Below are 24,071 nucleotides of genomic sequence, written 5' to 3'. Positions count from 1 at the left end.
CGGCAGACCGACCTCACTCGACCGGAGGAGACGCTATGTCGCGCGGCTTCGGCAGGACCCGCTGGAAGCGCTTCGCCGCCGTCCTGGTCCTGAGCAGCACGGCCGCCGCGGCTCTCGGTATCGGCATGGCCCAGGGGGCGCTCGCCGCGTCCTTCTTCATCTCCGGCCGTAAGTTCCAGGTCACGGCGGACTCCCTGGACGCTCGTGGGCTCAGCATCTACGGCATGGTGGACGTCGCCAAGAAGGGCACCCTCGTACCCGTCGTGGTCAACGGCTTCCGCCATGCCAAGATCAGCGGCCTGTGCCAGTCCGTGGTGGTCCCGATCCCGGTCCTGGGCCCCTACACGCTGAGGCTCACCGGCGGCGACGACCGCCGCCGGGCCGTGGCGAAGAACCTCTTCATCGACGCGACGTCCGTGTCGGTCGGTCAGGCGGACCTCGACGAGCTCGACGTCGGTGTGGCGATCGGCGCGGTCACCAAGGGCCCGATCAACCCCGAGGACCGGGACTCGCGGTTCTTCGACCCCAACGGCGTTGCCCAGCAGGCGGAGTCGGTCTCCCTGACCGACCTGCGGGTGACCGCGGTCGCGCTCTCAGCCGCCACGTTCAACATCCCCGACCTCAGGATCCGCGTCCTGCAGGGCAACCGCGAGTGCCCCTGACCCCCGGCCCATGGAGCGGCACGTGATCCGTCATCCTTTCGGCATCCTCGGCAGACGCCCGGACGTACGCGCCGTGCTCGTCGGCACCCGAGCGAGATTCCGGGCCTGGCGTCGTGAACGGCCGTTCTGGGCGGGCCTGTTCACGCTCGCCGCAAGCCTGCCCATCGTCTATTTCCCCTATGTGCGTCTGAGCCTCAGCGGCATCCCCCTCGCGCTGTCGACGACGGCAGGCGCAGGGTCACTGGTCATCGGGGTCCTGCTCGTCGTCCTGGGCTTCGCCCTCTGGTTCCAGCAGCAGGGGCGCGCGTTCGCCGGGATCACGACCCTGCTGCTGACTCTCGTCTCCTTCCCCGTCGCGAATTTCGGGGGCCTCTTCCTCGGTCTGCTCCTCGGGCTCGTCGGCGGCTCACTGGCCTGTGCCTGGGCCCCGCCCACCGGTCAGGCCCCGAGCGAGCGGCCGCCGTCTACCCCGGGCCCGTCCGGCGTGTGAGCGAGAGCAGATCGCGTGCCGGGCCCGTGGGCCGGTGGCCGTGGGGCCAGACCGCGCGCAGATCACGGTGCAGCTGGACGGTTTCGAGCGGGATGCGGACCAGCCGGCGGGAGGCCAGCTCCTCGGTGACGGCGAGTTCGCTGAGGACCGCGGGCCCGGCGCCGCTGACCGCCGCCGCCTTCACGGCGGTGGTGGAGGCGAGTTCGAGCAGTGGCTCGGCGAGGCCGCCGTAGTCGGCGAGGGCCGAGTCGAGGACCTGGCGGGTGCCCGAGCCGCGTTCACGCAGCACGAGGGAGGTCGCGGCCAGCTCCTCGGGCGGCAACGGGGCGCGGCGGCGCGCCCAGGGGTGGCGGGCGGCGGCCACCACGATCAGCCGGTCGTGGCCGATGACCGCGCCGTCGAGTCCCTCCGGCACCGCGAGGCCCTCGACGAAGCCGAGGTCGGCCTCGTCCCGCAGAAGTCGTTCGGCGACCGCCGCCGAGTTGCCGGCGAGCAGGGAGACGGCAGTGCCGGGGCGCTCCAGGCGCAGGGCGATGAGCCAGCCGGGGAGCAGGTATTCGGCGATGGTCATGCTCGCGGCCACCCGCAGCCGGGAGTCGCGCCGGTCGCGCAGCGCCTGCGCGCCCACGTCGAACGCCTCGGCCGCCTCCACGATCCGCCGTGCCCAGTCGGTGACGAGGGCGCCCGCCTCGGTGAGCCGGGAACCGCGCGGAGAGCGGTCCACGAGGGCGACGCCGAGCTGCCGTTCCATGGACCGGATACGGCTGCTCGCGGCGGGCTGGGTGATGCCCAGCTCGCGAGCCGCACGCCCCAGGCTGCCGTGCCGGGCGACGGCGAGCAGCAGCTCCAGGGCGGCCAGGTCGGGCACCCGGTGGGCGATCGGCCCTCGTTCCTCTTCGCTCATAAATCCAGCTTATGGGGCCATAGGGGAGAGGTCCCTGGTGGGAGCCTCGGCGGGGCCGGAGAGTGAGGACATGGTCACCGTCGCCCATCCCCGCACCCCGTTCGCCCCGGTCCTGCGCACCGGTTCGCTCCGCCATCTCGGACCGAACTGGTACGCCACGGTCATGGGCACGGCGATCGTCGCGAACGCGGGTGCGGCCCTGCCGGTGGCGATGCCGGGTCTGCGGGCCGCGTGCACGGCCGTGTGGGCGTTGTCGGCACTCATGCTGGTGGCGCTGCTGGCGGCGCGCGCCGGGCACTGGCTCCACCACCGGGACCAGGCCCGCGCCCACCTCCTCGACCCGGCGGTGGCACCTTTCTACGGCTGTCTGTCGATGGCGATGCTCGCGGTCGGAATCGGCACTCTCTCGGTCGGCGGCGGTGTCATCGGGGAGCGGGAGGCCGTGGTGACGGGCGCGGCGCTGTTCGGCGTGGGCACGTTCACCGGTCTCGCGGCGGCGGTGGCGATCCCGTATCTGATGATCACGCACCAGAAGGTGGCCCCCGGCACGGCCTCCCCCGTGTGGCTGCTCCCGGTGGTGGCCCCCATGGTGGCGGCGACGCAGGGTGCGCTGCTGGTGCCGCATCTGCCGGCCGGTCAGTGGCGGGAGACGACGCTGCTGGGCTGCTACGCGATGTTCGGGCTGAGTCTGCTGGCGGTGCTGCTGATGCTGCCGCTGGTGTTCGCTCGGCTGGTCCACCACGGCCCGCTGCCGCTCGCCCTGACGCCGGCGCTGTTCCTGGTCCTCGGCCCGCTGGGCCAGTCCACCACCGCGGTGAACAAGCTGGCGGATGTGGCGCCGGCCGCGATCGGGAGCCCGTACGCGGGCGGGCTCGGGGTCTTCGCGGTCGTCTACGGCGTTCCGGTGACGGGTTTCGCGCTGCTGTGGCTGGCGCTGGCCGGGGTCATGGTGGTGCGCGCCGCCCGTCGGGGAATGCCGTTCGCGCTGACGTGGTGGGCGTTCACCTTCCCTCTCGGCACCTGTGTCACGGGCGCCGCGGGCCTGGCCCGGCACACCGGCGTGGCCGCCCTGGAGTGGCTGGCCGTTGCGCTGTACGTGTTCCTGCTGGTGGCCTGGGCGGTGGCCGGTGCCCGTACGCTGCGCGGGCTGCTCAGCGGAGAGCTGCTCCGAGCGCCGCGGGCGCCGCTGCCAGCGACGGCCCGTACCAGGTGAGCATGCGGCCGTCGACGAGGGCGGCGGGCAGCCCGGGGAACGCTTCGGGGCCGTCGTCACGGGTGAAGCGGTAGGGCTCGTCGGGCAGCACGACGAGGTCGGCGCCCGCGGTGTTCAGCTCGGCCGGCGGGATGCGCGGATAGCGCTCCGGGTGCATGGCGTAGACGTTGTCGATGCCGAGGCGGGCGAGGAGGTCGCCGGCGAAGGTGTCACGGCCGAGGACCATCCAGGGCCGCCGCCAGACGGGCACCACCGCGCGCCGCGGCTCGCCGGCTTCGACCGCTGCCCAGGCCTCTTCCGCGTCGTCGAGCCAGCCGGGGCGGGGCACGCCGCAGGCGCGCAGGACGCGCTCCAGTTCGGTGAAGGCCTGCGGCAGGGTGCGCACTTCCGTGACGAGGACGTCGAGTCCCGCGGCACGGAGTGCGGCGAGGTCGGGGGCCCGGTTCTCCTCCTCGTTGGCGACGACGAGATCGGGCCGCAGCGCGACGACCGCCTCGATGTCGGGGTTCTTGGTGCCTCCGACACGGACGGCGTCGAGATCCGCGGGGTGCGTGCACCAGTCGGTGACACCGGCCAGCAGCCCGGGGGCGCTGACGGCGACGGCCTCGGTGAGCGAGGGCACGAGCGACACGACCCGTTTCACAGTCCGGTTGCCTCGATGTGGTCGGCGACGGCGACGACGACGAGGCGGGTGCCGGGCCGGGTGGCGCGCCAGCGGTGCCGCACTCCCCCGGTCATGTAGAGGCTGTCGCCCTTCTCCAGGCGGTACGCGCGGCCTTCGGCCTCGACCTCGGCGGCGCCGTCGGCGACGTACATCAGCTCGTCGTTGCGGTGCTGGTACTCGCCTGCCGCGTCCGGCTCGCCGGTGAACTCGACGGCGTGGAGCTGGTGATGGCCGTGTACGAGCGGGCGCACGCCCGCGCCCGGGGAGAGGGTGTCGTCGTCCGCGCGGACGACGTCGACGACGCGCGCGGAGTCCGCGGCGGCGAGCAGCTCGGCGCCGGAGGTCTCCAGGGCTTCTGCGACGCGCTGGAGGGAGCGCATGCTGGGGCGTGCCCGCTCGTTCTCGATCTGACTGAGGAAGGGCACGGACAGGCCGCTGCGCTCGGCAACGGCGGCGAGCGTGAGATCCAGGGCCCTGCGCCGTCGGCGGACGGCGGAGCCGACTCGGAGCGTTTCCTTGTCACCCATGACTGAGGTCCCTCCCTCCTGTCTGTACCTTACGCACCTTCCGGGCACGACAACCCACTGTTGTCACTGCCTCCCCCGGAGCCTCGCCTGTGACCCCCATCGGCGAGGACCCCGCCACAGAGTGTGACGGGGTCCTCACCGGTGGGGGGATTCGGATGGTCTACTGCGGTGCCGGCTCGCTCCGGGAGGTCGCGGACTTGCCTGCCCCGGCGACCGGGGTCCACTTGGCTGCGAGGCCGGGGTTCTCCTCGAGCCAGGCGCGCACGGCGTCCTGCTCCTTGCCCTTGCCGGTCTCCTGGATCTTCGCCTCAAGGCCCGTGAGCTGCTGCTCGGTCATCCTGAAGTTCTTGAGCCATTCGCCCGCCTGCGGGTTCTCCTGGGAGAACCCCTTGCGGGCCAGGGTGTGCACGCCGTCACCCTTGCCCCAGATGCCGTTCGGGTCCTTGAGCTTCTTCAGGTCGTACGTGCTGTAGGCCCAGTGCGGCGACCACAGGGTGGTGACGATGGGCTCCTTCTTGTCGTACGCGCGCTTCAGCTCGGCGAGCATGCCGGGCGTGGAGCCGTCGACGACCTGGTACTCGCCCTCCAGGCCGTACTCCTTGAGGACCTTGTCCTTGAGGATGCCCATCATTCCGGCGCTCGGCTCGATGCCGATGATGCGGCCCTTGAACTGGCCCGACTTGCCCTTCAGGTCCTCCAGGGAGTCGATGCCCTGCACGTACGAGGGCACGGACAGCTCCAGGGACGTCCGGTCGTACCAGGTGCCCAGGTCCTCCAGCCTGTCCTGGTACTTCGACCAGTACTGGGCGTGGGTGACGGGCAGCCAGGAGTCGGTCTGGAAGTCGATCTGACCGCCGGCGAGACCGGTGTAGAGCGAGCCGGCCTCCAGCTGCTTGGCGTCGACCTCGAAGCCGCGCTGCTCCAGCAGTTCCTTCCAGAGGAAGGTGGAGGCGATGCCCTCGTCCCAGGGGATGTAGCCCAGGGAGATCTTCTTGCCGCGGCCGACGTTCGTGGCGTCGGAGGCGTCGGCGGACGTGGCGCCGCCGAACACACCCATGCCGCCCGCGACGAGCGCGAGGATCACGACGCCCACGACGGCGACGACGGGCTGGGGGCGGTGGTTCCAGATCTTCAGTCCGCCGGTGGCGGCCTTCGCCCTGGCCACCGCACGGCGGCCCAGCGGCGAGACCTGACGGCCCAGCGCACCGGTCATCCGGTCCAGGTACATGGCCAGGATGACGATGGAGATACCGGCCTCGAAGCCGAGGCCGATGTCGACATTGCCGATGGCGCGGTAGACGGCACCGCCGAGGCCGCCGCCGCCGACCATGCCGGCGATGACCACCATGGACAGACCGAGCATGATGACCTGGTTGATTCCGGCCATGATCGTGGGCAGGGCGAGCGGCAGCTGCACGCGGATCAGCGTGTTGCGCGGGGTCGTACCGAAGGCCTCGGCCGCCTCCACCAGCTCCTTGTCGACCTGGCGGATGCCGAGCTCGGTCATCCGTACGCCGGGAGGCAGCGCGAAGACGATGGTGGCGATGATGCCGGGGACCACACCGACGCCGAAGAAGATGATGCCGGGGATCAGATAGACCATGGCCGGCATCGTCTGCATGAAGTCCAGGACCGGCCGGGTCACGGCGCTGACGGCCTTGGACCGCGACGCCCAGATGCCGAGCGGGACCGCGATCACCAGCGTGACGATCGTGGCGACGAGCACCAGGGAGAGGGTCGACATGGCGTCGTCCCACAGCTCGATGGAGTCGATCAGGGCGAATCCGGCGAAGGCCAGTCCGCCCGCGAGCAGACCGCGCAGCCACCAGGCGACGACGGCGAGGATGCCGGCGAAGAGCAGCGGCTCGGGCGCGGAGAGGACCGCGTCGATGCCGTCGTACATCCCGGTCACGAGCGAGCTGATGGCGTCGAACAGCCAGGAGAGATGGGACTGGAGCCAGTCGACACCGCTGTCGACCCAGTCGCCGAGGTGAAGCCTAGGCATGGGCGGCCACCGCCTTCGGCTCCTTGCGGGGGCCGGGGACGCACGGCACGGGCTCACCCGGCTCGTCGCCGACGAAACCGATCAGCCGGGACTGCGGTACGACGCCGACGACCTTGCCCGTGGCGTCCTTGACGGCCACCGGGTGCGGGACGCGCGCGCTGACGGCGCACAGATCCGCGACGAGGGTGTCGGGAGTGACGGTCTCGCAGTCGCAGTCGTCCGCGTCGGAGCGCTGCGGCCCCTCGACAGCGGTCATCACGGCCGCCGCCGTCAGAACGCGCGAGCGGTCCACGTCCTGGATGAACGAGGCCACGTAGTCGTTGGCGGGGCGGATCAGGATGTCCTCGGCGGAGCCGAGCTGCACGATCCTGCCGTCCCGCATCACCGCGATCCGGTCGCCGAGGCGCATGGCCTCGTTGAGGTCGTGGGTGATGAAGACGACGGTCTTCTTGAGCCGCTTCTGCAGTTCGAGCAGCTGATCCTGCATGTCACGGCGGATCAGTGGGTCGAGCGCGCTGAACGACTCGTCCATCAGCAGCAGGTCGGCGTCGGTGGCGAGCGCGCGGGCGAGGCCGACGCGCTGCTGCATTCCGCCGGAGAGCTCGTCGGGCCAGGACTTCTCCCAGCCGCCGAGCCCGACCAGCTCCAGTGCCTCCGCGGCACGCCGCTCGCGCTCGGCGCGCGGGACGCCCTGGACCTCCAGGCCGTAGCCGGCGTTCTCCAGCACGCTGCGGTGCGGGAACAGAGCGAAGTGCTGGAAGACCATGCTGATCTTGCGGGCGCGCACGGTGCGGAGGTCGCGCGCGCTGAGGGCGGTCAGGTCCTGGCCGTCGAAGAGGACGCGGCCGGCGGTCGGCTCCAGCAGTCCGTTGAGCATGCGCAGCAACGTGGACTTGCCGGATCCGGAGAGACCCATGACGACGAAGATCTGACCGGGCTCGACGGTGAACGATGCGTCGATCACCGCTGCTGTCGTTCCGTCGGCGCGGAGCTCGTCGCGGCCGGCGCCGCTTTCGAGCTTGCCTACCGCCTCATCGGGTCGTCTACCGAAAACCTTGTACAGGTGCTCGGCTTGCAGCCTGGACACATACACCTCACGCGTTGAACCGAAAAACGGCCCGCATCCCCCGCCGGCGGGCCGTGGAGCGGGCGGGTTCGGCCCGCTTCCCCGGGGTTTGTACCGGTTGAAGGCACAAAGGGGTCCGCTCCGGCGTCGCGCCTGCCCGGGGCCGCAGAGGCCAAACGCAAGAGTGATCCAGTTCACGCGGGTGACACCTGATGGCCATGCGACGGGCGGGGTCGCCGTGAGCCGGGCTGTTGTCGGTGGGGTGCGGCATCATTCGGACTGTGACGCGACGCCTGATGCTCCTCGACACCGCCTCCCTGTACTTCCGCGCCTATTTCGGGGTCCCGGACTCCGTGCGCGCACCCGACGGCACCCCGGTCAACGCGGTGCGCGGGCTGCTCGAATTCATCACCAGGCTCGTCCAGGACCATCATCCGGACGACCTCGTGGCCTGCATGGACGCGGACTGGCGGCCGCACTGGCGGGTGGAGCTGATCCCGTCGTACAAGGCGCACCGGGTGGCGGTGGAGACGGAGACGGGTCCGGACGAGGAGGAGATCCCGGACACCCTCTCCCCGCAGGTCCCCGTCATCGAGGACGTGCTGGACGCGTTCGGTATCGCCCGCGTCGGCGTCGCCGGGTACGAGGCGGACGACGTGATCGGCACGCTCACCGGGCTCGCGGCGGGCCCGGTGGACATCGTCACCGGCGACCGGGACCTCTATCAGCTCGTGGACGACGCGCGCGGTGTCCGTGTGCTGTACCCCCTGAAGGGCGTCGGCTTGCTGCAGGCCACGGACGAGGCCGTGCTCCGCGAGAAGTACGGGGTGGACGGGCCGGGCTATGCCGATCTGGCGCTGCTGCGCGGGGACCCGAGCGACGGGCTGCCCGGGGTGCCGGGCATCGGCGAGAAAACGGCGGCGAAGCTGCTCGACGTTTACGGGGACCTGGCCGGGATCATGGCGGCCGTCGACGACCCGGCGTCGAAGCTGACACCGGCGCAGCGCAAGCGGCTGGACGAGTCGCGTGCGTATGTGGCTGTCGCGCCGAAGGTCGTGCGGGTCGCCGGGGACGTACCGCTGCCGGATTTCGATCCCGCCCTGCCGAAGGAGCCGCGCGACCCGGCCCGCCTGGAGGAACTGGCGGTGCGGTGGGGGCTCGGCCGCGCCGTGCACCGGCTGCAGGTGGAGCTGGCGGCCGGGGGGCCCACCCCCTGATGATGTTAACTTAGGCAAGCCTAAGCACCTACGCCCAGGGGAGACCGCCGTGGCAGAGACACCGGCCCGCAAGGCACCGCAGATCCGTGAGGCGCGGGTCCTGCGCACGGAACGGCTCACTCCGCACATGGTGCGGCTCGTTCTGGGCGGTGACGGACTGGCGGACTTCGCGACGAACGGACTGACCGACCACTACGTCAAGATCGTCTTCCCCGCCCCGGGCGTGACCTACCCCGAGCCGTTCGACATGGCGCGCATCCGCGAGGAGTTGCCGCGCGACCAGTGGCCCAGCAACCGCACCTACACGGTGCGGGCCTGGGATCCGGTCCACCGCGAACTGGTGATCGACTTCGTGGTGCACGGCGACGAGGGCCTCGCAGGGCCGTGGGCCGCCCGCGTCCAGCCGGGCGAAACGGTGCGGATGACCGGTCCCGGCGGCGGATACGCACCGGACCCGACGGCCGACTGGCATCTGCTCGTGGGCGACGAGAGCGCGCTGCCCGCGATCGCGGCGTCGCTGGAGCAGATGCCGTTGGGCGCGGTGGTCCACGCGTTCGTGGAGGTGTCCGGCCCCGAGGACGAGCAGAAGATCGCCACGCCGGACGGCATCACGGTCACCTGGCTGCACCGCGGCGACCGCCCGGTCGGCGCGGCCCTGATCGCGGCGGTCCGCGAGCTGTCCTTCCCGGCGGGCGACGTGCACGCGTTCGTGCACGGCGAGGCGGGCGCGGTGAAGGAACTGCGACGCCACCTGCGCATCGAGCGCGGCATTCCGCTGGAGCGCCTCTCGATCTCGGGATACTGGCGGCTGGGCAAGTCGGACGAGGCATGGCGCGCGATCAAGCGCGAGTGGAACGACGCGGTGGAGCGCGAGCAGGAGGCGTAGGGGGTGCACAGGCCTCCGCGGGCGGGCCGGCGCGGGTTCGTGCCCACCAGGCGGCCCCGGCGCGGGTTTGCGCCACCGGGCCGCCCCGGCGAAGGGTTCGTGCCACCGGGCCACCCCGGCGAAGGGTTCGCGCCACCGGGCCGCCCGGCCCACCGCGTCAGCCCGGACCATAGGCACGGGAGGACGCGTCCACGTGGGCCAGGCGGCGCAGGGCCGAGAGCATCGCGTCGCCCAGCACCGTGCCGATGACCACGCTTTCGACCAGGTCCTCGCGGGCCACGCGACGCCCCACGTACGCCAGATCCACCCGGGCGGCCAGCTCGGCCGCCTCCGCGTAGTCGTCCAGCACCTCCACGAACGCCCCGTGCCCCACCCTCGTCAGCGCCGCCAGCGCGGCCGCGAGCGCTTCTCCCGCCGGGCCGTTCGCGGACACCTTCCAGCCGCGCGCCTCGATCAGCCGCGCCACCTCTTCGCGGGCGAGATGCGTCTCCTCGTCGTCCTCGCCGCCGTACCGCGGCACGATCCGGTTCGCCGCCGCGCCCAGCACCTTGTGCAGGGACCGCTGTTCGTCGTCGACCGCCGCCAGCACCTCACCGATCGCGGCCAGCGACAGCCCGCCCACTTCCAGCAGCGCACGGATCAGCCGTAGCCGGCGCTCGTGCCCGGGGCCGTAACGCGCCTGGTTCGGGCTGCTCAACTCTCCTGCCGGAAGCAGCCCTTCCCGCACGTAGTACTTGATCGTCGGCACCGGCACCCCGGTCCTGCGACTCAACTCACCGATGCGCACAGCGCGTTCACCTGTCTTCCTTGCCAACTCCCGCCCCCATCATAGATAGTGCCGCTATCGGATAGCGGAGAGTGCCACTATCCATTATCCCCAGGAGTACCCATGCCCGTTCCCTCTTGGCGTTCCTGGCACCGGCCACTGGTCGCGTTCTCGGCATCCATGGCCCTGTTAACCGTCGTCTCCGCGGTCGGTCTCGTCGTCGACGACCGTGTCCTCGTGGGCGCCCCGATCTGGGCCAAGCCCTTCAAGTTCGCCGTGTCGTTCGTGGCGTACGCGCTCACGTTCGCGTGGATGCACTCGCTGCTCGCCCGGGCCCGGCCGTCCCTGCGACGCCCCGGCTGGTGGGCCGGCACCGTCGTCGTCGCGGCGAGTGTGGTCGAGATGGTGATCATCACGGCGCAGGTCGTCCGGGGGAAGCGCAGCCACTTCAACCACGAGACCCCGTTCGACGAACTGCTTTACAACACAATGGCGCTGACCGTCGTCGTGCTCTGGGTCGCCACCCTCGCCATCGCCGTGCTCCTCTTCCGGACCCGTGTCGCCGACCGCGCCACCACCTGGGCGATCAGGCTGGGCACGGTCCTCGCCCTCGCCGGAGCGGCACTCGGCGCCCTGATGACGCAGCCCACGCCGGAGCAGGAGGCAGCAGCCGACGGCCCCGGAGTCGCCACGGTCGTCGGCGCCCACAGCGTCGGCGTGCCGGACGGCGGCCCCGGAGTGCCGCTCACCGGCTGGTCCACGAGCGGCGGCGACCTCCGCGTCCCGCACTTCGTCGGGATGCACGCCCTTCAGGTGATCCCGCTGTTCCTGCTCGTCCTCGTCGCTCTCGCCCCGCGGTTCACGCGGCTGCGCGACGAACGCGTGCGGCTGCGCCTCGTGCTCACCGTCTCCGCCGGGTACGCCGCCGTGCTCGCCCTGGTCACCTGGCAGGCGCTGCGCGGCGAGCCGCTCATCCACCCGGGCGGGGCGACGCTCGGTGCCGCGGCCCTGATCGTCGGCTGCGGCGCGGCCGCGGTGTACGCGTCCCTCCGCGGAGCCCCCGTGCCGACGCCCGAGCCCACGACCGAGCCCACGACCGAAAGGGAGTTCTCCGCATGACCACCGTGCTCTTCGAGGTGTCCTTCTGGCTCGCGGCACCGTTCTGGCTGCTGATGATCTTCGCACCGCGGTGGCGCTGGACCGCCCGGATCGCCGCGTCGCCACTGACCGCCGTACCGATCCTGCTCGTGTATCTCGGCCTCGCCGTCCCGGTCTTCCCGGATCTGTGGACCGCTGTACGCGAGCCCGACCTCGAAACCTTCCGGGACCTGGTCGCGCACGCGGACGGCGCGGGTGCGATCTGGGCGCAGGTCATCGCCTGGGATCTGCTGATCGGCCAGTGGATGTACGGCGAAGCGCGCCGGCTCGGTCTCCATCCGCTGCTGATGGGGCCCTTGCTGGTGCTGACCGTCCTGCTGTCACCGATCGGACTGCTGGTGTTCCTGACGCTGCGCGCGGTGCGGACCGGGTTCAGGGAACAAACGCGTAAAGACTTCGGCCCGACAGCAGTCACAACACGCTCCGGCTCCGTATAGAGGGAGGTGAGTACGGGGCGAGGGGAGAGCGCGTGAAGGAAGCCATACGCATCACAGGGGCACCACCGGCGGGGCCGGGGCTCGACGAGTTGCTCGTCCGGGTCGCGCGCGGCGACCAGGAGGCCTTCTCGCGCGTGTACGACGCGGTCTGCGGGCCCGTACTCGGCGTGGTGCGCAGCGTGCTGCGGGATCCGGCGCAGTCGGAGGAGGTGACGCAGGAGGTGCTGGTCGAGCTCTGGCGGACCGCCGCGCGCTACCAGCCGTCCCGCGGGTCCGCGCTGACCTGGACACTCACCCTCGCCCACCGCCGCGCCGTGGACCGGGTGCGCTCCGTCCAGGCCGCCACCGAGCGCGAACAGAAGGCCGCCCGGCTCGGCGGGACACCCGCGTTCGACGACGTCGTCGAGGAGGTCGAGGCACGGCTCGAACGGGAGCAGGTACGCCGCTGCCTGCGCACCCTGACCGAGCTTCAGCGCCAGTCCGTGACTCTCGCCTACTACCGTGGACTCGCCTACCGCGAGGTCGCGGAGCTGCTCGCGGTGCCGCTGGGCACCGTGAAGACCCGTATGCGCGACGGGCTGATCCGCCTGCGCGACTGCCTGGGGGTGAACGTATGAGCGCCGTAGCGAGGGGCGCGGGGCGGGATGCCGAACTGCACACGCTGACCGGCGCGTACGCCCTGAACGCGCTCGGCGAACGCGAGCGCGCGCGGTTCGAACGGCATCTGGAGGCCTGCCCGGCGTGCGCGCAGGAAGTGCGCGAACTCGACGCCACGGCGGGACGGCTGGGGCTCGCCGTCACCGAGACGCCGCCGCCCGCGATGAAGTCCCAGGTGCTGGCGCGGATCGCGACGGTGCGCCAGGAACCGCCGAAGGTCGCCGGCGCCGTGGAGACCGGCCGCATCCGGCCCCCGGTCCGCAGGGGCCGGCCGGCCGGGCGGCGCGCCAGGTCCCGCTTCGTCCTCGCCGCGTGCCTCGCGGCGGCCGCGGCGTTCGGCGGCATCGCGGTCTGGCAGCAGCGCGCCGCCGAGGACGCCCGCACCGAGGCACGGGACGCGGCCCGCCGTGCCCAGCAGCAGGCCGATGCGTTCGCCGAGGTGCTGACGGCGCCCGACGTACGGACCATGAGCACGGCGCTCGGCGACGGGGCGACCGGCACGGTGGCCGTGTCGCGCGAGCGGGACCAGGCCGTGTTCCTGGCGTCCGGACTGCCCGCACCGGGCGGCGGCAAGGTGTACCAACTGTGGTTCGCCGACGGCGGGACGATGCGCCCGGCCGGACTGCTGAACTCGGCGGGGTCCCCCGAGGCGCTGCTCATGGCCGGGCCGGTGGGCCGGGCGACGGGGATGGGTGTCACGGTCGAACCGGCCGGCGGCTCGCGCACACCGACCTCCCAACCCCTCGCGCTGCTGAACTTCCCGGTGACATAGAGCACTTCACCGTACGCCCGGTGAGGGGCGGGGCCGTGAGCACTTCGGCCCCGCCCCGGCATGGTCGTCCCTCGCGCCGGCGCACGGCCTCGCCATGGCGCTCAACCTGGCGTGGCCGCCGGACGGGCCGAGGTGTACGACCCGCCCGGCGGCCACCGGCACTTCCATTGGTTCACGCTGCTGTTCGTGGGCGGATCCGTGGCCGCAGGCACGGCGTACCGGGCGCCGCGGCGCCGCGTAGCCTGACCCGATGCGCATGACGGACAGGGCGATCGGGGCCGTGGTCGGCTCCGCGGTGGGCGACGCGCTGGGCGCGCCCTTCGAGTTCGGGCTCGCGGGGGCGTACACGGCCCGCTTTCCGGACGGCGTCGGTGAGATGTGCGGAGGCGGCGGCTGGGACCCGGGCGAGGCCACCGACGACACGCAGATGGCGGTGCTCGTCGGCGAATCCCTGCTGGAGCGGGGCGGGCTCGACCTGGCGGACATGTTCGACCGCTTCCGCCGCTGGGCCGCGGGCGAGCCGAAGGACATCGGCCTGCAGACCGAGCAGGTCCTCGGCAGCGGCGACCCCTGGGATCGCGCGGCGGCACTGCACTTCCGGGTCAACAGCCGTGCGGCGGGCAACGGTTCGCTGATGCGGGCCGCCACCTCCGCGGTGTACTTCGCGAGCGAGGGACGTACGGCCACGATGGCGGCAGCGCGGCGGATCGCGGCGCTCACGCACGGCGACCGCGCGGCATGGGAGGGCACGGCGGTCCTGCACGAGCTGATCCGGGTCGCTCTCGAAGGCGGCGACCCGGCCGGTGCCGTGCCCGGCACCCTGGCCGCGGTGCACGAGGACCACCGGGAGCGCTGGGCCACGGTGCTGGCGCCCGGCTGGCACCCGGACGACGCGACCGAGTTCAACGGGGCGGTGTGGCCGTGCCTGGGCTCGGCACTGTGGGCGCTGCGGACGACGGAGTCGTTCGAGGAGTCGCTGGGCGCCGCGATCGATCTGGGCGGCGACACGGATACGGTCGCGGCGGTCACGGGCGCGCTGGCGGGCGCGGTGTACGGCGCGAGTGCCCTCCCCGTGCGCTGGACGGAGCCGCTGCACGTGCCGCTCCCGGGGTACGGTTCCCGCGTGCTCCACACGCCGGACCTGACGAACCTCGCCACGGCGCTGGCCACGTAGCTCGGCCCAGGGGGCACGGGAGACCCGTCAGCAGATCCCCGCGATCCGCAACGCCGCATCCGCCGTCGCCGCCGCGAACGCCGACACCGCCCGCTCCGGATCCGACCTGTGCACCAGGATCACACCCTCGATCAGCCCGAACACCAGGTCCGTGCGGAGCGCCAGCTCGCCCTTGTCGAGCGCGCGCCCCGGCCCCGTCGCGGCCAGCAGCTGCCCGTACGCGTCCTTCAGGTCCGCCCGCACCCGATGGAACCCGGCGAAACGTTCCGCCCGAACCTCCGGCAGCAGATACAGCCCGCCCAGATTGTGCGGCCCCCCGCACAGCAGTTCCACGTCCGAGCGGCACAGCTCCCACAGCCGCTCCTCCGGCGCGCGCTCGTCGTCCGCGAGGAGCCGGCGGGCGAGCGCGAGCGACGGCGTGACCGTGGATTCGAGGAGCTCGGCGAGGAGGTCCTCCTTACCGCCGAAGTAGTGGTACATCGTGGCCTGACGCATCCCCGCGCGCTCCGCCACGGCCCGGGTCGTCGTCGCCGCGTACCCGCGCGTCGTGAACAGCTCCGCCGCCGCTGCGAGCAGTTCGTCACGCGCGGACAGCCCACTGTCCGGCCGCTGGTCGGCGCGTGGCCGCCCGACTCTCCGTATCGTCGTACCCATGCGGCCGATGCTGGCACACGCAGGTCACGGCCGGATCTTGGTGCGGCTTCGGTATCGCACCCGCAAGGTTCGGGCCCGCCCCGAAGCCACGACTCCCTCGTTTCTGCCGGGCGACAGAAAGGAGATCGCCCGCTCGGGGGCAAGAGGCCCGGGACATCACCGCCCACGGGAGCCGGCGGGCGTACCGGGACCGACCGCTGACGCACGGAGTGCGTGCCGGAAGCACGCGCGGTGCGCCGCCCCACACCAGGGGCGACGCACCGCAGTCGTGAATCGCCGGCTCAGCCGACCGAGCTGTACGCGACCACGCCCCGCAGCAACGCGTCCACCGCTCTGCGCGCGTTACGGGTGACCGTCGTGCCCTCGCCGGGGGCCGCCGCCGCGATCTGGCCGAGCACATCGATGACCTGCTTGCACCAGCGCACGAAGTCACCGGCGGGCATCTCCGCCTCGCGGAGGACCTCGTCCAGGCCCTTGCCCGACGCCCATTCGTACGCGGCCCACGCGAAGCCGAGGTCGGGCTCGCGCTGCCCCACGCCCTCGGCCTGGTTGATGCGGAACTCCTCCTCGAGGGCATCCAGCCGGCCCCAGATCCGCACCATCTCGCCGAGCGCGGCCTTCGCCTTGCCGGCCGGCAGCTTCGGCGCCACCGCGTCGTCGGCCTGGCGCGCCTCGTACACCAGCGCCGAGACGCACGCGGCCAGCTCGGCGGGGTTGAGCCCCTCCCACACGCCTTCGCGCAGGCATTCGCTCGCCAGCAGGTCCAGCTCGCCGTAGAGCCTTGCCAGCCGCCTGCCGTGTTCGGTCACCTCGTTGCCGCGGAGGTAGTCCATCTCGGTCAGCAGCGCGACGATGCGGTCGAAGGTGCGGGCGATGGTGTTCGTCCGGCCCTCGATGCGGCGTTCGAGCTGCTGGGTGTCGCGCTGGAGCCGGTGGTACCGCTCGGCCCAGCGGGCGTGGTCCTCGCGCTCGTCGCAGCCGTGGCAGGGATGGGCCCTGAGGTCCTTGCGGAGGCGGGCGATCTCACGGTCGTCCGCGGCGGCGGCGCGCGGCTTGCGATGCCGGTCGGGCACGATGTGCCCGGCCTTCGTCCGCAGCGCCGATGCCAGGTCGCGGCGGGACTGCGGCGAGCGCGGGTTGAAGGACTTGGGGATCCGCATCCGCTCCAGGGGCTCGACCGGCACGGGGAAGTCGATCGACGCGAGCCGCTTGACCTGCCGCTCGGCGGTCAGCACCAGCGGCCGTGGGCCGTCGTGGTACTCGTATCCGCCCCGATGCCCGCCGGAACGCCCGGCCGGCAGCCCCGGGTCCAGCACGAGCGCAAGACCCGCGAACTTGCCTGTCGGGACATGGATGACATCGCCGGGCTTGAGCTTCTCCAGCGAGCCCGCCGCGGCCGCCCTGCGCTGCGCGGCGCCCTGCTTGGCCAGTTCGGTCTCGCGGTCCTTGAGTTCGCGACGTAGCCGCGCGTACTCCTCGAAGTCGCCGAGGTGGCAGGTCATGCCCTCCCGGTAACCTTCCAGGCCTTCCTCGTTCCGCTGCACCTGGCGCGAGATGCCGACGACCGACCGGTCCGCCTGGAACTGTGCGAAGGACGTCTCCAGCAGCTCGCGCGAGCGGTGGCGGCCGAACTGGTGCACAAGATTCACCGCCATGTTGTACGACGGCTTGAAGCTGGAGCGGAGCGGGTACGTGCGCGTACCGGCGAGGCCGGCGAGGGCACCCGGGTCCATGCCGCGCTGCCAGAGCACCACGGCGTGGCCCTCGACGTCGATGCCGCGCCGGCCCGCCCGGCCGGTCAACTGGGTGTACTCGCCGGGGGTGATGTCGGCGTGCTGCTCGCCGTTCCACTTGACGAGCTTCTCCAACACCACCGACCTGGCCGGCATGTTGATGCCCAGGGCGAGGGTCTCGGTGGCGAAGACGGCCTTGACGAGTCCACGGACGAAGAGTTCCTCGACGACCTCCTTGAAGGTCGGGAGCATTCCGGCGTGGTGCGCGGCTATGCCCCGCTCCAGGCCCTCCAGCCACTCGTAGTAGCCGAGGACATGGAGGTCCTCGCCGGGGATGGAAGCCGTGCGCTCCTCGACTATCCGGCGCACCTCCTGGCGCGCCTCGTCGTCGTTGAGCCGCAGTCCCGCGTACATGCACTGCTGGACGGCGGCCTCGCATGCGGCGCGGCTGAAGATGAACGTGATGGCGGGCAGCAGACCTTCCGCGTCCAGCCGCTCGATGACCTCGGGCCTGCCGGGGGTCCAGATTCGGCTGCGCTGTCTGCGCTCCCGCTCCCGGTCGGCCTCGCGGACCATCTTGCCGCGGCGGCGGTCGCGCGGGTTGTACGTCTTCGAGTTCTCCATGCGCGCCATGCGGACGAGGTCGGGGTTGACCTCGCGCCGGGACGCACCGCGGCCGCCGTGGTCGGTCTCCTCCTCGAAGAGGTCGTACATCCGGCGCCCGGCGAGCACGTGCTGCCACAGCGGCACGGGGCGGGACTCGGAGACGATCACTTCGGTGTCGCCACGGACGGTGTCCAGCCAGTCACCGAACTCCTCCGCGTTGGACACGGTGGCCGAGAGGGACACGAGCGTCACGGAGTCGGGGAGGTGGATGATCACTTCCTCCCAGACGGCGCCGCGGAAGCGGTCCGAGAGGTAGTGCACCTCGTCCATGACGACATGGCCGAGGCCGCGCAGTGACTGGGAACCCGCGTACAGCATGTTGCGAAGGACCTCGGTGGTCATGACGACCACCGGGGCTTCGGAGTTGACGCTGTTGTCGCCGGTGAGCAGCCCGACCTTCTCCGGGCCGTACCGCTTCACCAGGTCCGAGTACTTCTGGTTGGACAGCGCCTTGATGGGGGTCGTGTAGAAGCACTTGCGCCCCTGTGCCAGTGCGAGATGCACGGCGAATTCGCCCACGATGGTCTTGCCGGACCCGGTGGGCGCCGCGACGAGCACGCCCTTGCCGGCCTCCAGGGCCTGGCAGGCCTCGATCTGGAAGGGGTCCAGATCGAACTCGTACATGTCGCGGAAAGGAGCGAGCGCAGTGGCCTGCTCGGCGGCGCGGGTCCGGGCGGCCGCGTAGCGCTCAGCTGGGGAGAGGTCCTCTGTCATCTTGTTGTCGAGCCTACCCGGCGCCTCTGACAGCGGGCGCGATCATTAACGAAGCAAGGGTGCCGAGCTCCCGCTCGGCACCCTTGCTGTTGTCACCACGGATGTCACGTGACGTCGTCGTAGCCGTTCACACGGTCACGCTCCGGGCTGGCCTGCTCGGGCAGCGCGAGAGCCGCCGAGACCGGCTCGGGCGTCAGGTCGACCTGGGACGCCTCGTCGTCGGCGAGGTCCCTGTCCGGATTGCGGCGCCGTCGCCGCATGTCGTTGACGAGCGAGAAGGCCACGGCCATGAAGTAGAGGACGGTGATCGGCCCGGCGAGCGCGATCATGCCGACGGGGTCCGTCGTCGGCGTGATCACAGCGCCGAACACGAAGACGCCCATGATGACGCCGCGCCACCACCCGAGCATGCGCCGACCGGTCAGCAGGCCGGTGAGATTGAGCATCACCAGCACCAGGGGCAGCTCGAAGGCGAGGCCGAAGACGATCACCATGCGCAGAGTGAAGTCGAGGACATCGCCGAGCGAGAGGATGTTCGCCGAACCTCCCGGCGTGAGGCTGATGAGCACCTTCACGCTGATGGGGAGGATGAGGTACGCAAGGTACGCACCCGCGGAGAAGAGCGGTACCGCCGCGCCGACGAAGGCGTAGGTGTACTTCTTCTCGTTCTTGTGCAGGCCCGGCGCCACGAAGGCCCAGAGCTGGTACAGCCAGACCGGGCTCGCGATGACGAGACCGGTGGTGAGGCTCAGCTGGATCGTCGTGCTGAACGGCGCCATCAGCGTGTTGAAGGAGACGATGGCGCAGTTGCCGCCGTCGCTGGTGACGCCCGGCGCACACTTGGGCACGGACTGCGTCAGGAACTGCATGAGATCTTCGCTGTACACGAGGGCCACGATCGTGACCGCCATGATGGCGAGCAGCCCCTTCGCGAGCCGGTTCCTCAGCTCACGCAGATGCTCCGCGAGCGGCATCCGCCCCTCGGGATCCTTCTCCTGCTTGCGGGCAGACTTGAGCAACCCACGTCCTCATCTCGTGCGGCAGACCGCCATCCTGCGGCGGCCGTGGCGGCCCAGGGTCAGCGCTTGGTGGTGTCCGTCGGCTCGGTCACGGGCCGCGAGCTGGTCACATCGCCGGGAGCGGCCTGGATCGTGCGCGGCGCGGAGTGGTCCTGGGCGGAGCCCGGGGCCGGCGGGTCGGCCGGGGCGCTCTTCTGGTCGTCCGACTTCATCGCCTTGGCCTCGCTCTTGAGGATCCGCGCCGACTTGCCCAGCGAACGGGCCATGTCCGGGAGCTTCTTGGCGCCGAACAGCAGGATGATGACGACGAGAATGAGAATGATCTCGGTGGGGCCGAGCCTACCCATAGCTGTTTACCTTCTTCACCGAGGCGACAAGTAAGTGCATCTGCCCGGCGGGCCGGACATACGTCCGACCACCGTGCTGTAAGCGATCGTAACCCGCAGCGGTGAACGCAGGGCAATGCCTGTGCATACACGCCATTGCGGCCCGCGGCCCGGCTGCCCGGCCGCTTTCTGCAGCGTACCGCCCGCTTTGGCGGCGCCGGAGACCACGCCCTGCTATCGCAAGGCCTCGCCGGTGCGCGCCAGGCTCGTCGCCGCACCCTCCAGCTCCTCCGCGGCGCGATTGATCCGCTCGGTGGTCGCGGCCACCTGACGGCCGAGGCGCTGGGCCTCCAGGAAGACCCGGATGCCGAGGGTGCCGAGAACGGCTATCCCGAGGAAACCAAGGGCGATGGCGAGCATGGGCCAGAACATGGTGCAGAGCCTAGACGAGTAAGTCCTGTCTCCCGCCTGCTCCGCGCCGCCCGGCACGCACTCAACGCATCGCAGCCCGGACAGGGGCCAGTGGCAGAAGGGTCAGGGGGTGGAGTGGAGACGTAGCGTGCGTACGCCGCCGCCCGTGAGGAGCTCGACGATCCGCTCCCCCGCCGGCTTGCGGACCGCGGCCCCGCATTCCGGGCAGGTGAAGGAGTAGAACGTGGTCCGCCGGCTCCTGCCGATCGCCAGTCGCAACGCGCCCGCGGAGAGCTCGAAGCGGGCCCGGCAGTCCGGGCAGGCAGCCTTGAAGAGGACCGGAACCTTCGGTACCGAGATACCGGGCGGCATGGACATATCGCTCATATCTCCTTGATCTCGGTCGTTGTCCGTCGTGGTCGCGGTCGTTGGTCCTGGCCGTCGCGGGGCCTGGCCACCGTCGGGCCGGCCGTCGTCAGTCCTGGCCCTCGTACGCGGCGAGCGCGTCGCGCGCCGCCCGGCGCGCGCTGTCCGCCAGGTCCTGCGGAGCGACGATCCGCCCGTCACGGCCGAGCCGCAGCGCGAGCCGCCGCAGCGAGGTGGGGTCAGGGGTGCGCAGGGTGATCCGCAGGCCGCCCTCGGGCAGCTCCTCCGCACTGTCGTGCGGGTAGTACTCGGCAACCCAGCGTCCGCCCGGTCCGACGTCGACCACGACCTCCGGGTCCTCGGCCGAGGGCTGGACCAGTCCCTCCGACAGATCGCGCAGCTCGATCTCCGGCGGAGCGGACGGCTCGTCCAGCAGCCGGATCTCCGCGACCCGGTCGAGGCGGAAGGTCCGGCGCGCCTCGGAGAGGTAGCACCAGGCCTCCATGTACGTATGGCCGACGGCGAACAGCCGGATCGGGTCGACCTCGCGCTCGGTGAGCTCGTCACGCGCCGGGGAGTAGTAGCGCAGCCACAGCCGGCGGCGCTCGGAGATCGCCCGGTCGACGTCGGCGAAGACGCCGCCCTCGGATTCGAAGGTGACCGAGAGCCGGGAGCTGGCGCCCGCCGCCTCACCGGCCGCCGCCTCCAGCTTGGCGGTGGCGCGCAGCAGTGCCTCGCGGTCGCCCTCGCGGAGCCCGGGGAGCGTGGCCACGGCGCGCGCGGCGACCAGCAGCGCGGTGGCCTCGTCGGCGGCGAGCCGCAGCGGTTCCGCGACGTCATCCGGGTTGTGCCACCAGATCCGGTCGCCGTCCGTGTCGATGTCGAGCAGATCACCACCGCGGAAGCTGGTTCCGCACATGGGCAGCACGTCGAGGTCCGAGATCAGCTCGTCCTCGGTGATCCCGAAGGCCCGGGCGACGTCCCCGACGCGGGCGCCGGGACGCTCGCGCAAATACGTCACCAGCGAGAGCATTCGCCGGGTCTGGTCGATGGCGTTCGCGGCCATGGTTGTCGCAGTCCCCCTCAGCCCTTGGCCACGGCGCGCAGCCGGTCCAGGACATCGGCCCGCAGATCGGCGGGCTCCAGTACGACGACGTCCGGGCCGAACTCGACCAGCCAGGCATCCAGCCCGTGCCCGTACGGAATCTCCAACTCGTCCCAGCCGTCGCCCAGTTCCCGTACGGCGGTGGCGCGGGCCCGCAGCGGGTAGCCGGCCCCGGCGCGCAGCCTGATCAATGCGGAGCGGGTCGCGGTTTCGCCCGCCCAGCTCTCGACGGTCTCCCGGACGGTGACCACGTCGGGCACAGGCGCGGTGAACGAACCGGCGCGGGAACGGACCTTCCCGGTGATCCGGGAGAGCCGGAAGACCCGCTCGGCGCCGCGGTCGCGGTCCCAGCCGGCGAGATACCAGTGGCCGCGCCAGCACTCCAGTGTCCAGGGTTCGACATGGCGCGTCTCGGGGCGTACGGCATTGGACTTGCGGTAGTCGAAGACCACGGGCCGGCGGTCGCGGCAGGCGAGCATCAGCGGCTCGAAGGCGGACTCATGGACCGGGATGCGCGGTTCGAGGGCGCTGTGCCGGTCGTCGTACGAGTCCTCCGCCTCGGGCATGCCGGCCGCGCGCAGTTTCTGCAGCGCGCCGCTGGCGGCTCCGGCGAGACGGGCCTGCTGCCAGACCTTTGCGGCGAGGCCCAGCGCCGCGGCCTCCTCGGCGTCGAGCGTGATGGGCGGCAGCCGGTTGGAGTCCCGGCGGGCGAGGTAGCCTATCTCGCCGTCGAGGTTCTCCACGGTCGCGATGACCAGGCCGAGTTCGCGCAGATCGTCCTTGTCGCGCTCGAACATCCGGTTGAACGAGTCGTCGGACCCGGCTGCGCTGCCACCCGGCCCGAAGGCCTCGACGTATGCCTCGATGGAGCCGCGCAGCTCCCGCTTGCTGAGCGGCCGCCGCGTCCCGAGCAGACACAGCGCCAGGTTCATCAGCCGCTCGGCCTTGGCAATGGCCATCGACGCCCTTCCGCCCTTCCTTGCAGTCCTTCTGATCGTCCCTTCTGATCGTCGAACCTACCGCCACGGGCTGTGATGACAAAAGCGTGGGGCCCATGCCTGGTCAGGCATGGGCCCCACGGTGACCGGTTGCGATCAGGCAGCGACCAGGTCGCAGACGAAGATCAGCGTCTCGCCCGGCTGGATGCGGCCGCCACCGGCGCCGCGGTCGCCGTACGCGAGGTGCGCGGGGATGGTCAGCTGGCGGCGGCCGCCGACCTTCATGCCCTGCACGCCCTGGTCCCAGCCCTGGATGACCTGGCCGGCACCGAGCTGGAACTGCAGCGGGGTGCCGCGGTTCCAGGACGCGTCGAACTCCTCGCCGGTGGAGAAGGCCACGCCCACGTAGTGGACGGAGACGGTGTCGCCCGCCTTGGCCTCGGGGCCGTCGCCCTCCCAGATGTCCTTGATCTCCAGGTCGGCCGGCGGCTCGCCGCCCGGGAAGTCGATCTCGGGCTTTTCGATGCTCACGTGTTGCTCCTTGCGTTCTCTGAGCGAGTCAACCCGGACAGTCTTACAGAACTGCCAGGATGTCGACGGAGAAGACCAGCGTGGCCTTGGCCGGGATCGGGCCCTGGCCCTGGTCGCCGTAGGCCATGTCCGGGGGTACGACGAGGAGGACGCGGCTGCCGACCTTCTTGCCCTCCAGGCCCTTCTGCCAGCCCGGGATGACGTTGGCGAGCGGGAAGCTGACCGGCGCGCCCTTGGAGTAGCTGCTGTCGAACTCCTTGCCGTCCTTCCACAGGACGCCCTTGTACTGCACGGACAGCGTGTCGCCGGCCTTCACCACCGGACCGCTGCCCTCGATGATGTAGTTCGACACGAGCTTCGCCGGGGCGGGCTTCTTGGGCACGGTGATGGACGGAGCCTTGCCGTCGGTGTTGGTGCCGACCTTGGGCAGGTCGATGTTGTCCTGGGCGACCTCGGTGCCCTTCGCCGACACCGGGACGGTCGTGCCCTTCACGATGTCCATGACGAACACCAGCGTGGCGTTGGGCGGGATCTCGCCCTGGCCCTGGGCGCCGTAGCCGAGCTCCGGCGGGATCGACACCTCGAGACGGCTGCCGACCTTCTGGCCGTCGAGGGCCTTCTGCCAGCCCTCGATGACACCGCCGGCGCCGATCGTCACCGCGAACGGCTCACCCCGGTCGAAGCTGTTGTCGAACGGCTTGTTGCCGTTCCACAGCTGCCCGAGGTAATTCACCTGGGCCTGGTCGCCCTTCTTGAGCGTCTGGCCCTTGCCCTCGCTGATGACCTCGACCTTGAGGTCCTTGGGCGGATCCCCCTCGCCCTTGGCGAGGGTGGGCTTCTCACCGAACTTCTGCCCCGCGGTGATCGCGGGCAGCCCGTTCGTCGGCGATGCGGAATCGGAGGCCTTGTCGCTTCCGCACGCCGCTGTGGAGAGCAGCAGCAGGGGGACGACGAGAAGGCCGGCAAGTCGGCGCACGTGTTCCTCAGATCTCAGACGGCACATCGGTCGC

27 protein-coding genes are annotated in these 24,071 nt (G+C 71.3%); 11 read left to right on the top strand and 16 right to left on the bottom strand.

The features are described 5' to 3' along the window. Positions 1–35 precede the first annotated feature (35 nt). Both ACZ6ZQ_RS08620 and ACZ6ZQ_RS08615 read left to right on the top strand, forming a co-directional pair. Positions 36–662 (top strand): DUF6230 family protein, encoded by a 627-nt coding sequence (locus ACZ6ZQ_RS08620; RefSeq protein WP_469767825.1) that lies wholly within the window; start codon positions 36–38, stop codon positions 660–662. Positions 663–684: 22 nt separating this feature from the next. Further along, complete coding sequence (locus ACZ6ZQ_RS08615; RefSeq protein ID WP_469767824.1) at positions 685–1,152, top strand: DUF6114 domain-containing protein; 468 nt, start codon at positions 685–687, stop codon at positions 1,150–1,152. Here ACZ6ZQ_RS08615 and ACZ6ZQ_RS08610 read toward each other — a convergent pair. Beyond that, positions 1,127–2,056 (bottom strand): LysR family transcriptional regulator, encoded by a 930-nt coding sequence (locus ACZ6ZQ_RS08610; protein ID WP_469767823.1) that lies wholly within the window; start codon positions 2,054–2,056, stop codon positions 1,127–1,129. The genes ACZ6ZQ_RS08615 and ACZ6ZQ_RS08610 overlap by 26 nt on opposite strands. Before the next feature lie 70 nt (positions 2,057–2,126). Between ACZ6ZQ_RS08610 and ACZ6ZQ_RS08605 the strand changes: the two genes are divergently transcribed. Continuing rightward, entirely contained in the window at positions 2,127–3,269 is a 1,143-nt protein-coding gene (locus ACZ6ZQ_RS08605; protein ID WP_469767822.1) for a TDT family transporter, read from the top strand. On the opposite strand, the gene ACZ6ZQ_RS08600 is transcribed toward ACZ6ZQ_RS08605, so the two are convergent. The 4 genes from ACZ6ZQ_RS08600 to ACZ6ZQ_RS08585 form a co-directional block, all read right to left on the bottom strand. Next, on the bottom strand, positions 3,208–3,912 hold the full coding sequence (locus ACZ6ZQ_RS08600) for a helical backbone metal receptor (protein ID WP_469767821.1): 705 nt from the start codon (positions 3,910–3,912) through the stop codon (positions 3,208–3,210). The two genes, ACZ6ZQ_RS08605 and ACZ6ZQ_RS08600, sit on opposite strands and share 62 nt — an antisense overlap. Beyond that, positions 3,909–4,460, bottom strand: coding sequence for a helix-turn-helix domain-containing protein (locus ACZ6ZQ_RS08595; protein WP_469767820.1), 552 nt, complete (start codon positions 4,458–4,460; stop codon positions 3,909–3,911). The genes ACZ6ZQ_RS08600 and ACZ6ZQ_RS08595 overlap by 4 nt, the downstream gene beginning before the upstream one ends. Before the next feature lie 160 nt (positions 4,461–4,620). Then, a complete protein-coding gene (locus tag ACZ6ZQ_RS08590; RefSeq protein WP_469767819.1) occupies positions 4,621–6,465 on the bottom strand; it encodes an ABC transporter permease/substrate binding protein in 1,845 nt (614 codons plus the stop codon). Further along, complete coding sequence (locus ACZ6ZQ_RS08585) at positions 6,458–7,552, bottom strand: quaternary amine ABC transporter ATP-binding protein (protein ID WP_469767818.1); 1,095 nt, start codon at positions 7,550–7,552, stop codon at positions 6,458–6,460. The genes ACZ6ZQ_RS08590 and ACZ6ZQ_RS08585 overlap by 8 nt, the downstream gene beginning before the upstream one ends. 275 nt (positions 7,553–7,827) lie before the next feature. Between ACZ6ZQ_RS08585 and ACZ6ZQ_RS08580 the strand changes: the two genes are divergently transcribed. Further along, on the top strand, positions 7,828–8,748 hold the full coding sequence (locus ACZ6ZQ_RS08580) for a 5'-3' exonuclease (RefSeq protein ID WP_469767965.1): 921 nt from the start codon (positions 7,828–7,830) through the stop codon (positions 8,746–8,748). Between the two features lie 49 nt (positions 8,749–8,797). Further along, positions 8,798–9,634, top strand: a complete 837-nt coding sequence (locus ACZ6ZQ_RS08575) for a siderophore-interacting protein (protein ID WP_469767817.1) — start codon at positions 8,798–8,800, stop codon at positions 9,632–9,634. Positions 9,635–9,791: 157 nt separating this feature from the next. Here ACZ6ZQ_RS08575 and ACZ6ZQ_RS08570 read toward each other — a convergent pair whose 3' ends face one another. Next, positions 9,792–10,421 (bottom strand): MerR family transcriptional regulator, encoded by a 630-nt coding sequence (locus ACZ6ZQ_RS08570; RefSeq protein WP_469767816.1) that lies wholly within the window; start codon positions 10,419–10,421, stop codon positions 9,792–9,794. A gap of 159 nt (positions 10,422–10,580) precedes the next feature. Between ACZ6ZQ_RS08570 and ACZ6ZQ_RS08565 the strand changes: the two genes are divergently transcribed. From ACZ6ZQ_RS08565 to ACZ6ZQ_RS08540, 6 genes are all read left to right on the top strand, one after another. Next, the gene (locus ACZ6ZQ_RS08565; RefSeq protein WP_469767815.1) at positions 10,581–11,519 is read left to right on the top strand and encodes a hypothetical protein; all 939 of its coding nucleotides are present in this window, start codon (positions 10,581–10,583) and stop codon (positions 11,517–11,519) included. Then, a complete protein-coding gene (locus ACZ6ZQ_RS08560; RefSeq protein WP_469767814.1) occupies positions 11,516–11,995 on the top strand; it encodes an ABA4-like family protein in 480 nt (159 codons plus the stop codon). The genes ACZ6ZQ_RS08565 and ACZ6ZQ_RS08560 overlap by 4 nt, the downstream gene beginning before the upstream one ends. A 32-nt stretch (positions 11,996–12,027) precedes the next feature. Further along, positions 12,028–12,612, top strand: coding sequence for a sigma-70 family RNA polymerase sigma factor (locus ACZ6ZQ_RS08555; protein ID WP_469767813.1), 585 nt, complete (start codon positions 12,028–12,030; stop codon positions 12,610–12,612). Further along, complete coding sequence (locus ACZ6ZQ_RS08550) at positions 12,609–13,424, top strand: anti-sigma factor (RefSeq protein ID WP_469767812.1); 816 nt, start codon at positions 12,609–12,611, stop codon at positions 13,422–13,424. Before ACZ6ZQ_RS08555 ends, ACZ6ZQ_RS08550 begins: the two co-directional genes overlap by 4 nt. A gap of 111 nt (positions 13,425–13,535) precedes the next feature. Further along, entirely contained in the window at positions 13,536–13,670 is a 135-nt protein-coding gene (locus ACZ6ZQ_RS08545; protein ID WP_469767811.1) for a hypothetical protein, read from the top strand. A gap of 4 nt (positions 13,671–13,674) precedes the next feature. Then, on the top strand, positions 13,675–14,598 hold the full coding sequence (locus ACZ6ZQ_RS08540) for an ADP-ribosylglycohydrolase family protein (RefSeq protein ID WP_469767810.1): 924 nt from the start codon (positions 13,675–13,677) through the stop codon (positions 14,596–14,598). 27 nt (positions 14,599–14,625) lie between these two features. Here ACZ6ZQ_RS08540 and ACZ6ZQ_RS08535 read toward each other — a convergent pair whose 3' ends face one another. The 10 genes from ACZ6ZQ_RS08535 to ACZ6ZQ_RS08490 all read right to left on the bottom strand — a co-directional run bounded on the left by ACZ6ZQ_RS08535 (position 14,626) and on the right by ACZ6ZQ_RS08490 (position 24,037). Then, positions 14,626–15,252: a TetR/AcrR family transcriptional regulator gene (locus tag ACZ6ZQ_RS08535; protein WP_469767809.1), complete on the bottom strand. Its 627-nt coding sequence runs from the start codon at positions 15,250–15,252 to the stop codon at positions 14,626–14,628. A gap of 281 nt (positions 15,253–15,533) precedes the next feature. After that, positions 15,534–18,365, bottom strand: a complete 2,832-nt coding sequence (locus tag ACZ6ZQ_RS08530; RefSeq protein ID WP_469767808.1) for a DEAD/DEAH box helicase — start codon at positions 18,363–18,365, stop codon at positions 15,534–15,536. A gap of 104 nt (positions 18,366–18,469) precedes the next feature. After that, a complete protein-coding gene (tatC, locus tag ACZ6ZQ_RS08525; protein WP_469767964.1) occupies positions 18,470–19,339 on the bottom strand; it encodes a twin-arginine translocase subunit TatC in 870 nt (289 codons plus the stop codon). Between the two features lie 104 nt (positions 19,340–19,443). Beyond that, the gene (tatA, locus tag ACZ6ZQ_RS08520; protein WP_469767807.1) at positions 19,444–19,731 is read right to left on the bottom strand and encodes a Sec-independent protein translocase subunit TatA; all 288 of its coding nucleotides are present in this window, start codon (positions 19,729–19,731) and stop codon (positions 19,444–19,446) included. A gap of 213 nt (positions 19,732–19,944) precedes the next feature. Beyond that, positions 19,945–20,142 (bottom strand): hypothetical protein, encoded by a 198-nt coding sequence (locus ACZ6ZQ_RS08515; protein WP_469767806.1) that lies wholly within the window; start codon positions 20,140–20,142, stop codon positions 19,945–19,947. A gap of 102 nt (positions 20,143–20,244) precedes the next feature. Then, entirely contained in the window at positions 20,245–20,499 is a 255-nt protein-coding gene (locus ACZ6ZQ_RS08510) for a hypothetical protein (RefSeq protein ID WP_469767963.1), read from the bottom strand. A gap of 97 nt (positions 20,500–20,596) precedes the next feature. Continuing rightward, positions 20,597–21,553 (bottom strand): helix-turn-helix transcriptional regulator, encoded by a 957-nt coding sequence (locus tag ACZ6ZQ_RS08505; RefSeq protein WP_469767805.1) that lies wholly within the window; start codon positions 21,551–21,553, stop codon positions 20,597–20,599. 17 nt (positions 21,554–21,570) lie between these two features. Beyond that, complete coding sequence (locus ACZ6ZQ_RS08500; RefSeq protein ID WP_469767804.1) at positions 21,571–22,551, bottom strand: helix-turn-helix transcriptional regulator; 981 nt, start codon at positions 22,549–22,551, stop codon at positions 21,571–21,573. Between the two features lie 135 nt (positions 22,552–22,686). Continuing rightward, positions 22,687–23,061: an FKBP-type peptidyl-prolyl cis-trans isomerase gene (locus tag ACZ6ZQ_RS08495; RefSeq protein WP_469767803.1), complete on the bottom strand. Its 375-nt coding sequence runs from the start codon at positions 23,059–23,061 to the stop codon at positions 22,687–22,689. Positions 23,062–23,104: 43 nt separating this feature from the next. Next, positions 23,105–24,037, bottom strand: coding sequence for an FKBP-type peptidyl-prolyl cis-trans isomerase (locus ACZ6ZQ_RS08490; RefSeq protein ID WP_469767802.1), 933 nt, complete (start codon positions 24,035–24,037; stop codon positions 23,105–23,107). Positions 24,038–24,071 lie beyond the last annotated feature (34 nt).

The organism is Streptomyces sp. NPDC053673, from assembly GCF_055585225.1.
The sequence above is the reverse complement of the archived record's forward strand: the minus strand, read 5'-3'. Positions and strand labels throughout refer to the sequence as shown.

What these genes read in the sequence shown, in the direction of transcription:
- ACZ6ZQ_RS08510 (WP_469767963.1), bottom strand. Translation starts at nt 20,499, where the DNA reads ATGTCCATGCCGCCCGGTATCTCGGTACCGAAGGTTCCGGTCCTCTTC.
- ACZ6ZQ_RS08560 (WP_469767814.1), top strand. Translation starts at nt 11,516, where the DNA reads ATGACCACCGTGCTCTTCGAGGTGTCCTTCTGGCTCGCGGCACCGTTC.
- ACZ6ZQ_RS08595 (WP_469767820.1), bottom strand. Translation starts at nt 4,460, where the DNA reads ATGGGTGACAAGGAAACGCTCCGAGTCGGCTCCGCCGTCCGCCGACGG.
- ACZ6ZQ_RS08605 (WP_469767822.1), top strand. Translation starts at nt 2,127, where the DNA reads ATGGTCACCGTCGCCCATCCCCGCACCCCGTTCGCCCCGGTCCTGCGC.
- ACZ6ZQ_RS08610 (WP_469767823.1), bottom strand. Translation starts at nt 2,056, where the DNA reads ATGAGCGAAGAGGAACGAGGGCCGATCGCCCACCGGGTGCCCGACCTG.
- ACZ6ZQ_RS08515 (WP_469767806.1), bottom strand. Translation starts at nt 20,142, where the DNA reads ATGTTCTGGCCCATGCTCGCCATCGCCCTTGGTTTCCTCGGGATAGCC.
- ACZ6ZQ_RS08540 (WP_469767810.1), top strand. Translation starts at nt 13,675, where the DNA reads ATGCGCATGACGGACAGGGCGATCGGGGCCGTGGTCGGCTCCGCGGTG.
- ACZ6ZQ_RS08565 (WP_469767815.1), top strand. Translation starts at nt 10,581, where the DNA reads ATGGCCCTGTTAACCGTCGTCTCCGCGGTCGGTCTCGTCGTCGACGAC.
- ACZ6ZQ_RS08505 (WP_469767805.1), bottom strand. Translation starts at nt 21,553, where the DNA reads ATGGCCGCGAACGCCATCGACCAGACCCGGCGAATGCTCTCGCTGGTG.
- ACZ6ZQ_RS08535 (WP_469767809.1), bottom strand. Translation starts at nt 15,252, where the DNA reads ATGGGTACGACGATACGGAGAGTCGGGCGGCCACGCGCCGACCAGCGG.
- ACZ6ZQ_RS08580 (WP_469767965.1), top strand. Translation starts at nt 7,828, where the DNA reads ATGCTCCTCGACACCGCCTCCCTGTACTTCCGCGCCTATTTCGGGGTC.
- ACZ6ZQ_RS08590 (WP_469767819.1), bottom strand. Translation starts at nt 6,465, where the DNA reads ATGCCTAGGCTTCACCTCGGCGACTGGGTCGACAGCGGTGTCGACTGG.
- ACZ6ZQ_RS08620 (WP_469767825.1), top strand. Translation starts at nt 36, where the DNA reads ATGTCGCGCGGCTTCGGCAGGACCCGCTGGAAGCGCTTCGCCGCCGTC.
- ACZ6ZQ_RS08500 (WP_469767804.1), bottom strand. Translation starts at nt 22,551, where the DNA reads ATGGCCATTGCCAAGGCCGAGCGGCTGATGAACCTGGCGCTGTGTCTG.
- tatC (WP_469767964.1), bottom strand. Translation starts at nt 19,339, where the DNA reads ATGCCGCTCGCGGAGCATCTGCGTGAGCTGAGGAACCGGCTCGCGAAG.
- ACZ6ZQ_RS08530 (WP_469767808.1), bottom strand. Translation starts at nt 18,365, where the DNA reads ATGACAGAGGACCTCTCCCCAGCTGAGCGCTACGCGGCCGCCCGGACC.
- tatA (WP_469767807.1), bottom strand. Translation starts at nt 19,731, where the DNA reads ATGGGTAGGCTCGGCCCCACCGAGATCATTCTCATTCTCGTCGTCATC.
- ACZ6ZQ_RS08550 (WP_469767812.1), top strand. Translation starts at nt 12,609, where the DNA reads ATGAGCGCCGTAGCGAGGGGCGCGGGGCGGGATGCCGAACTGCACACG.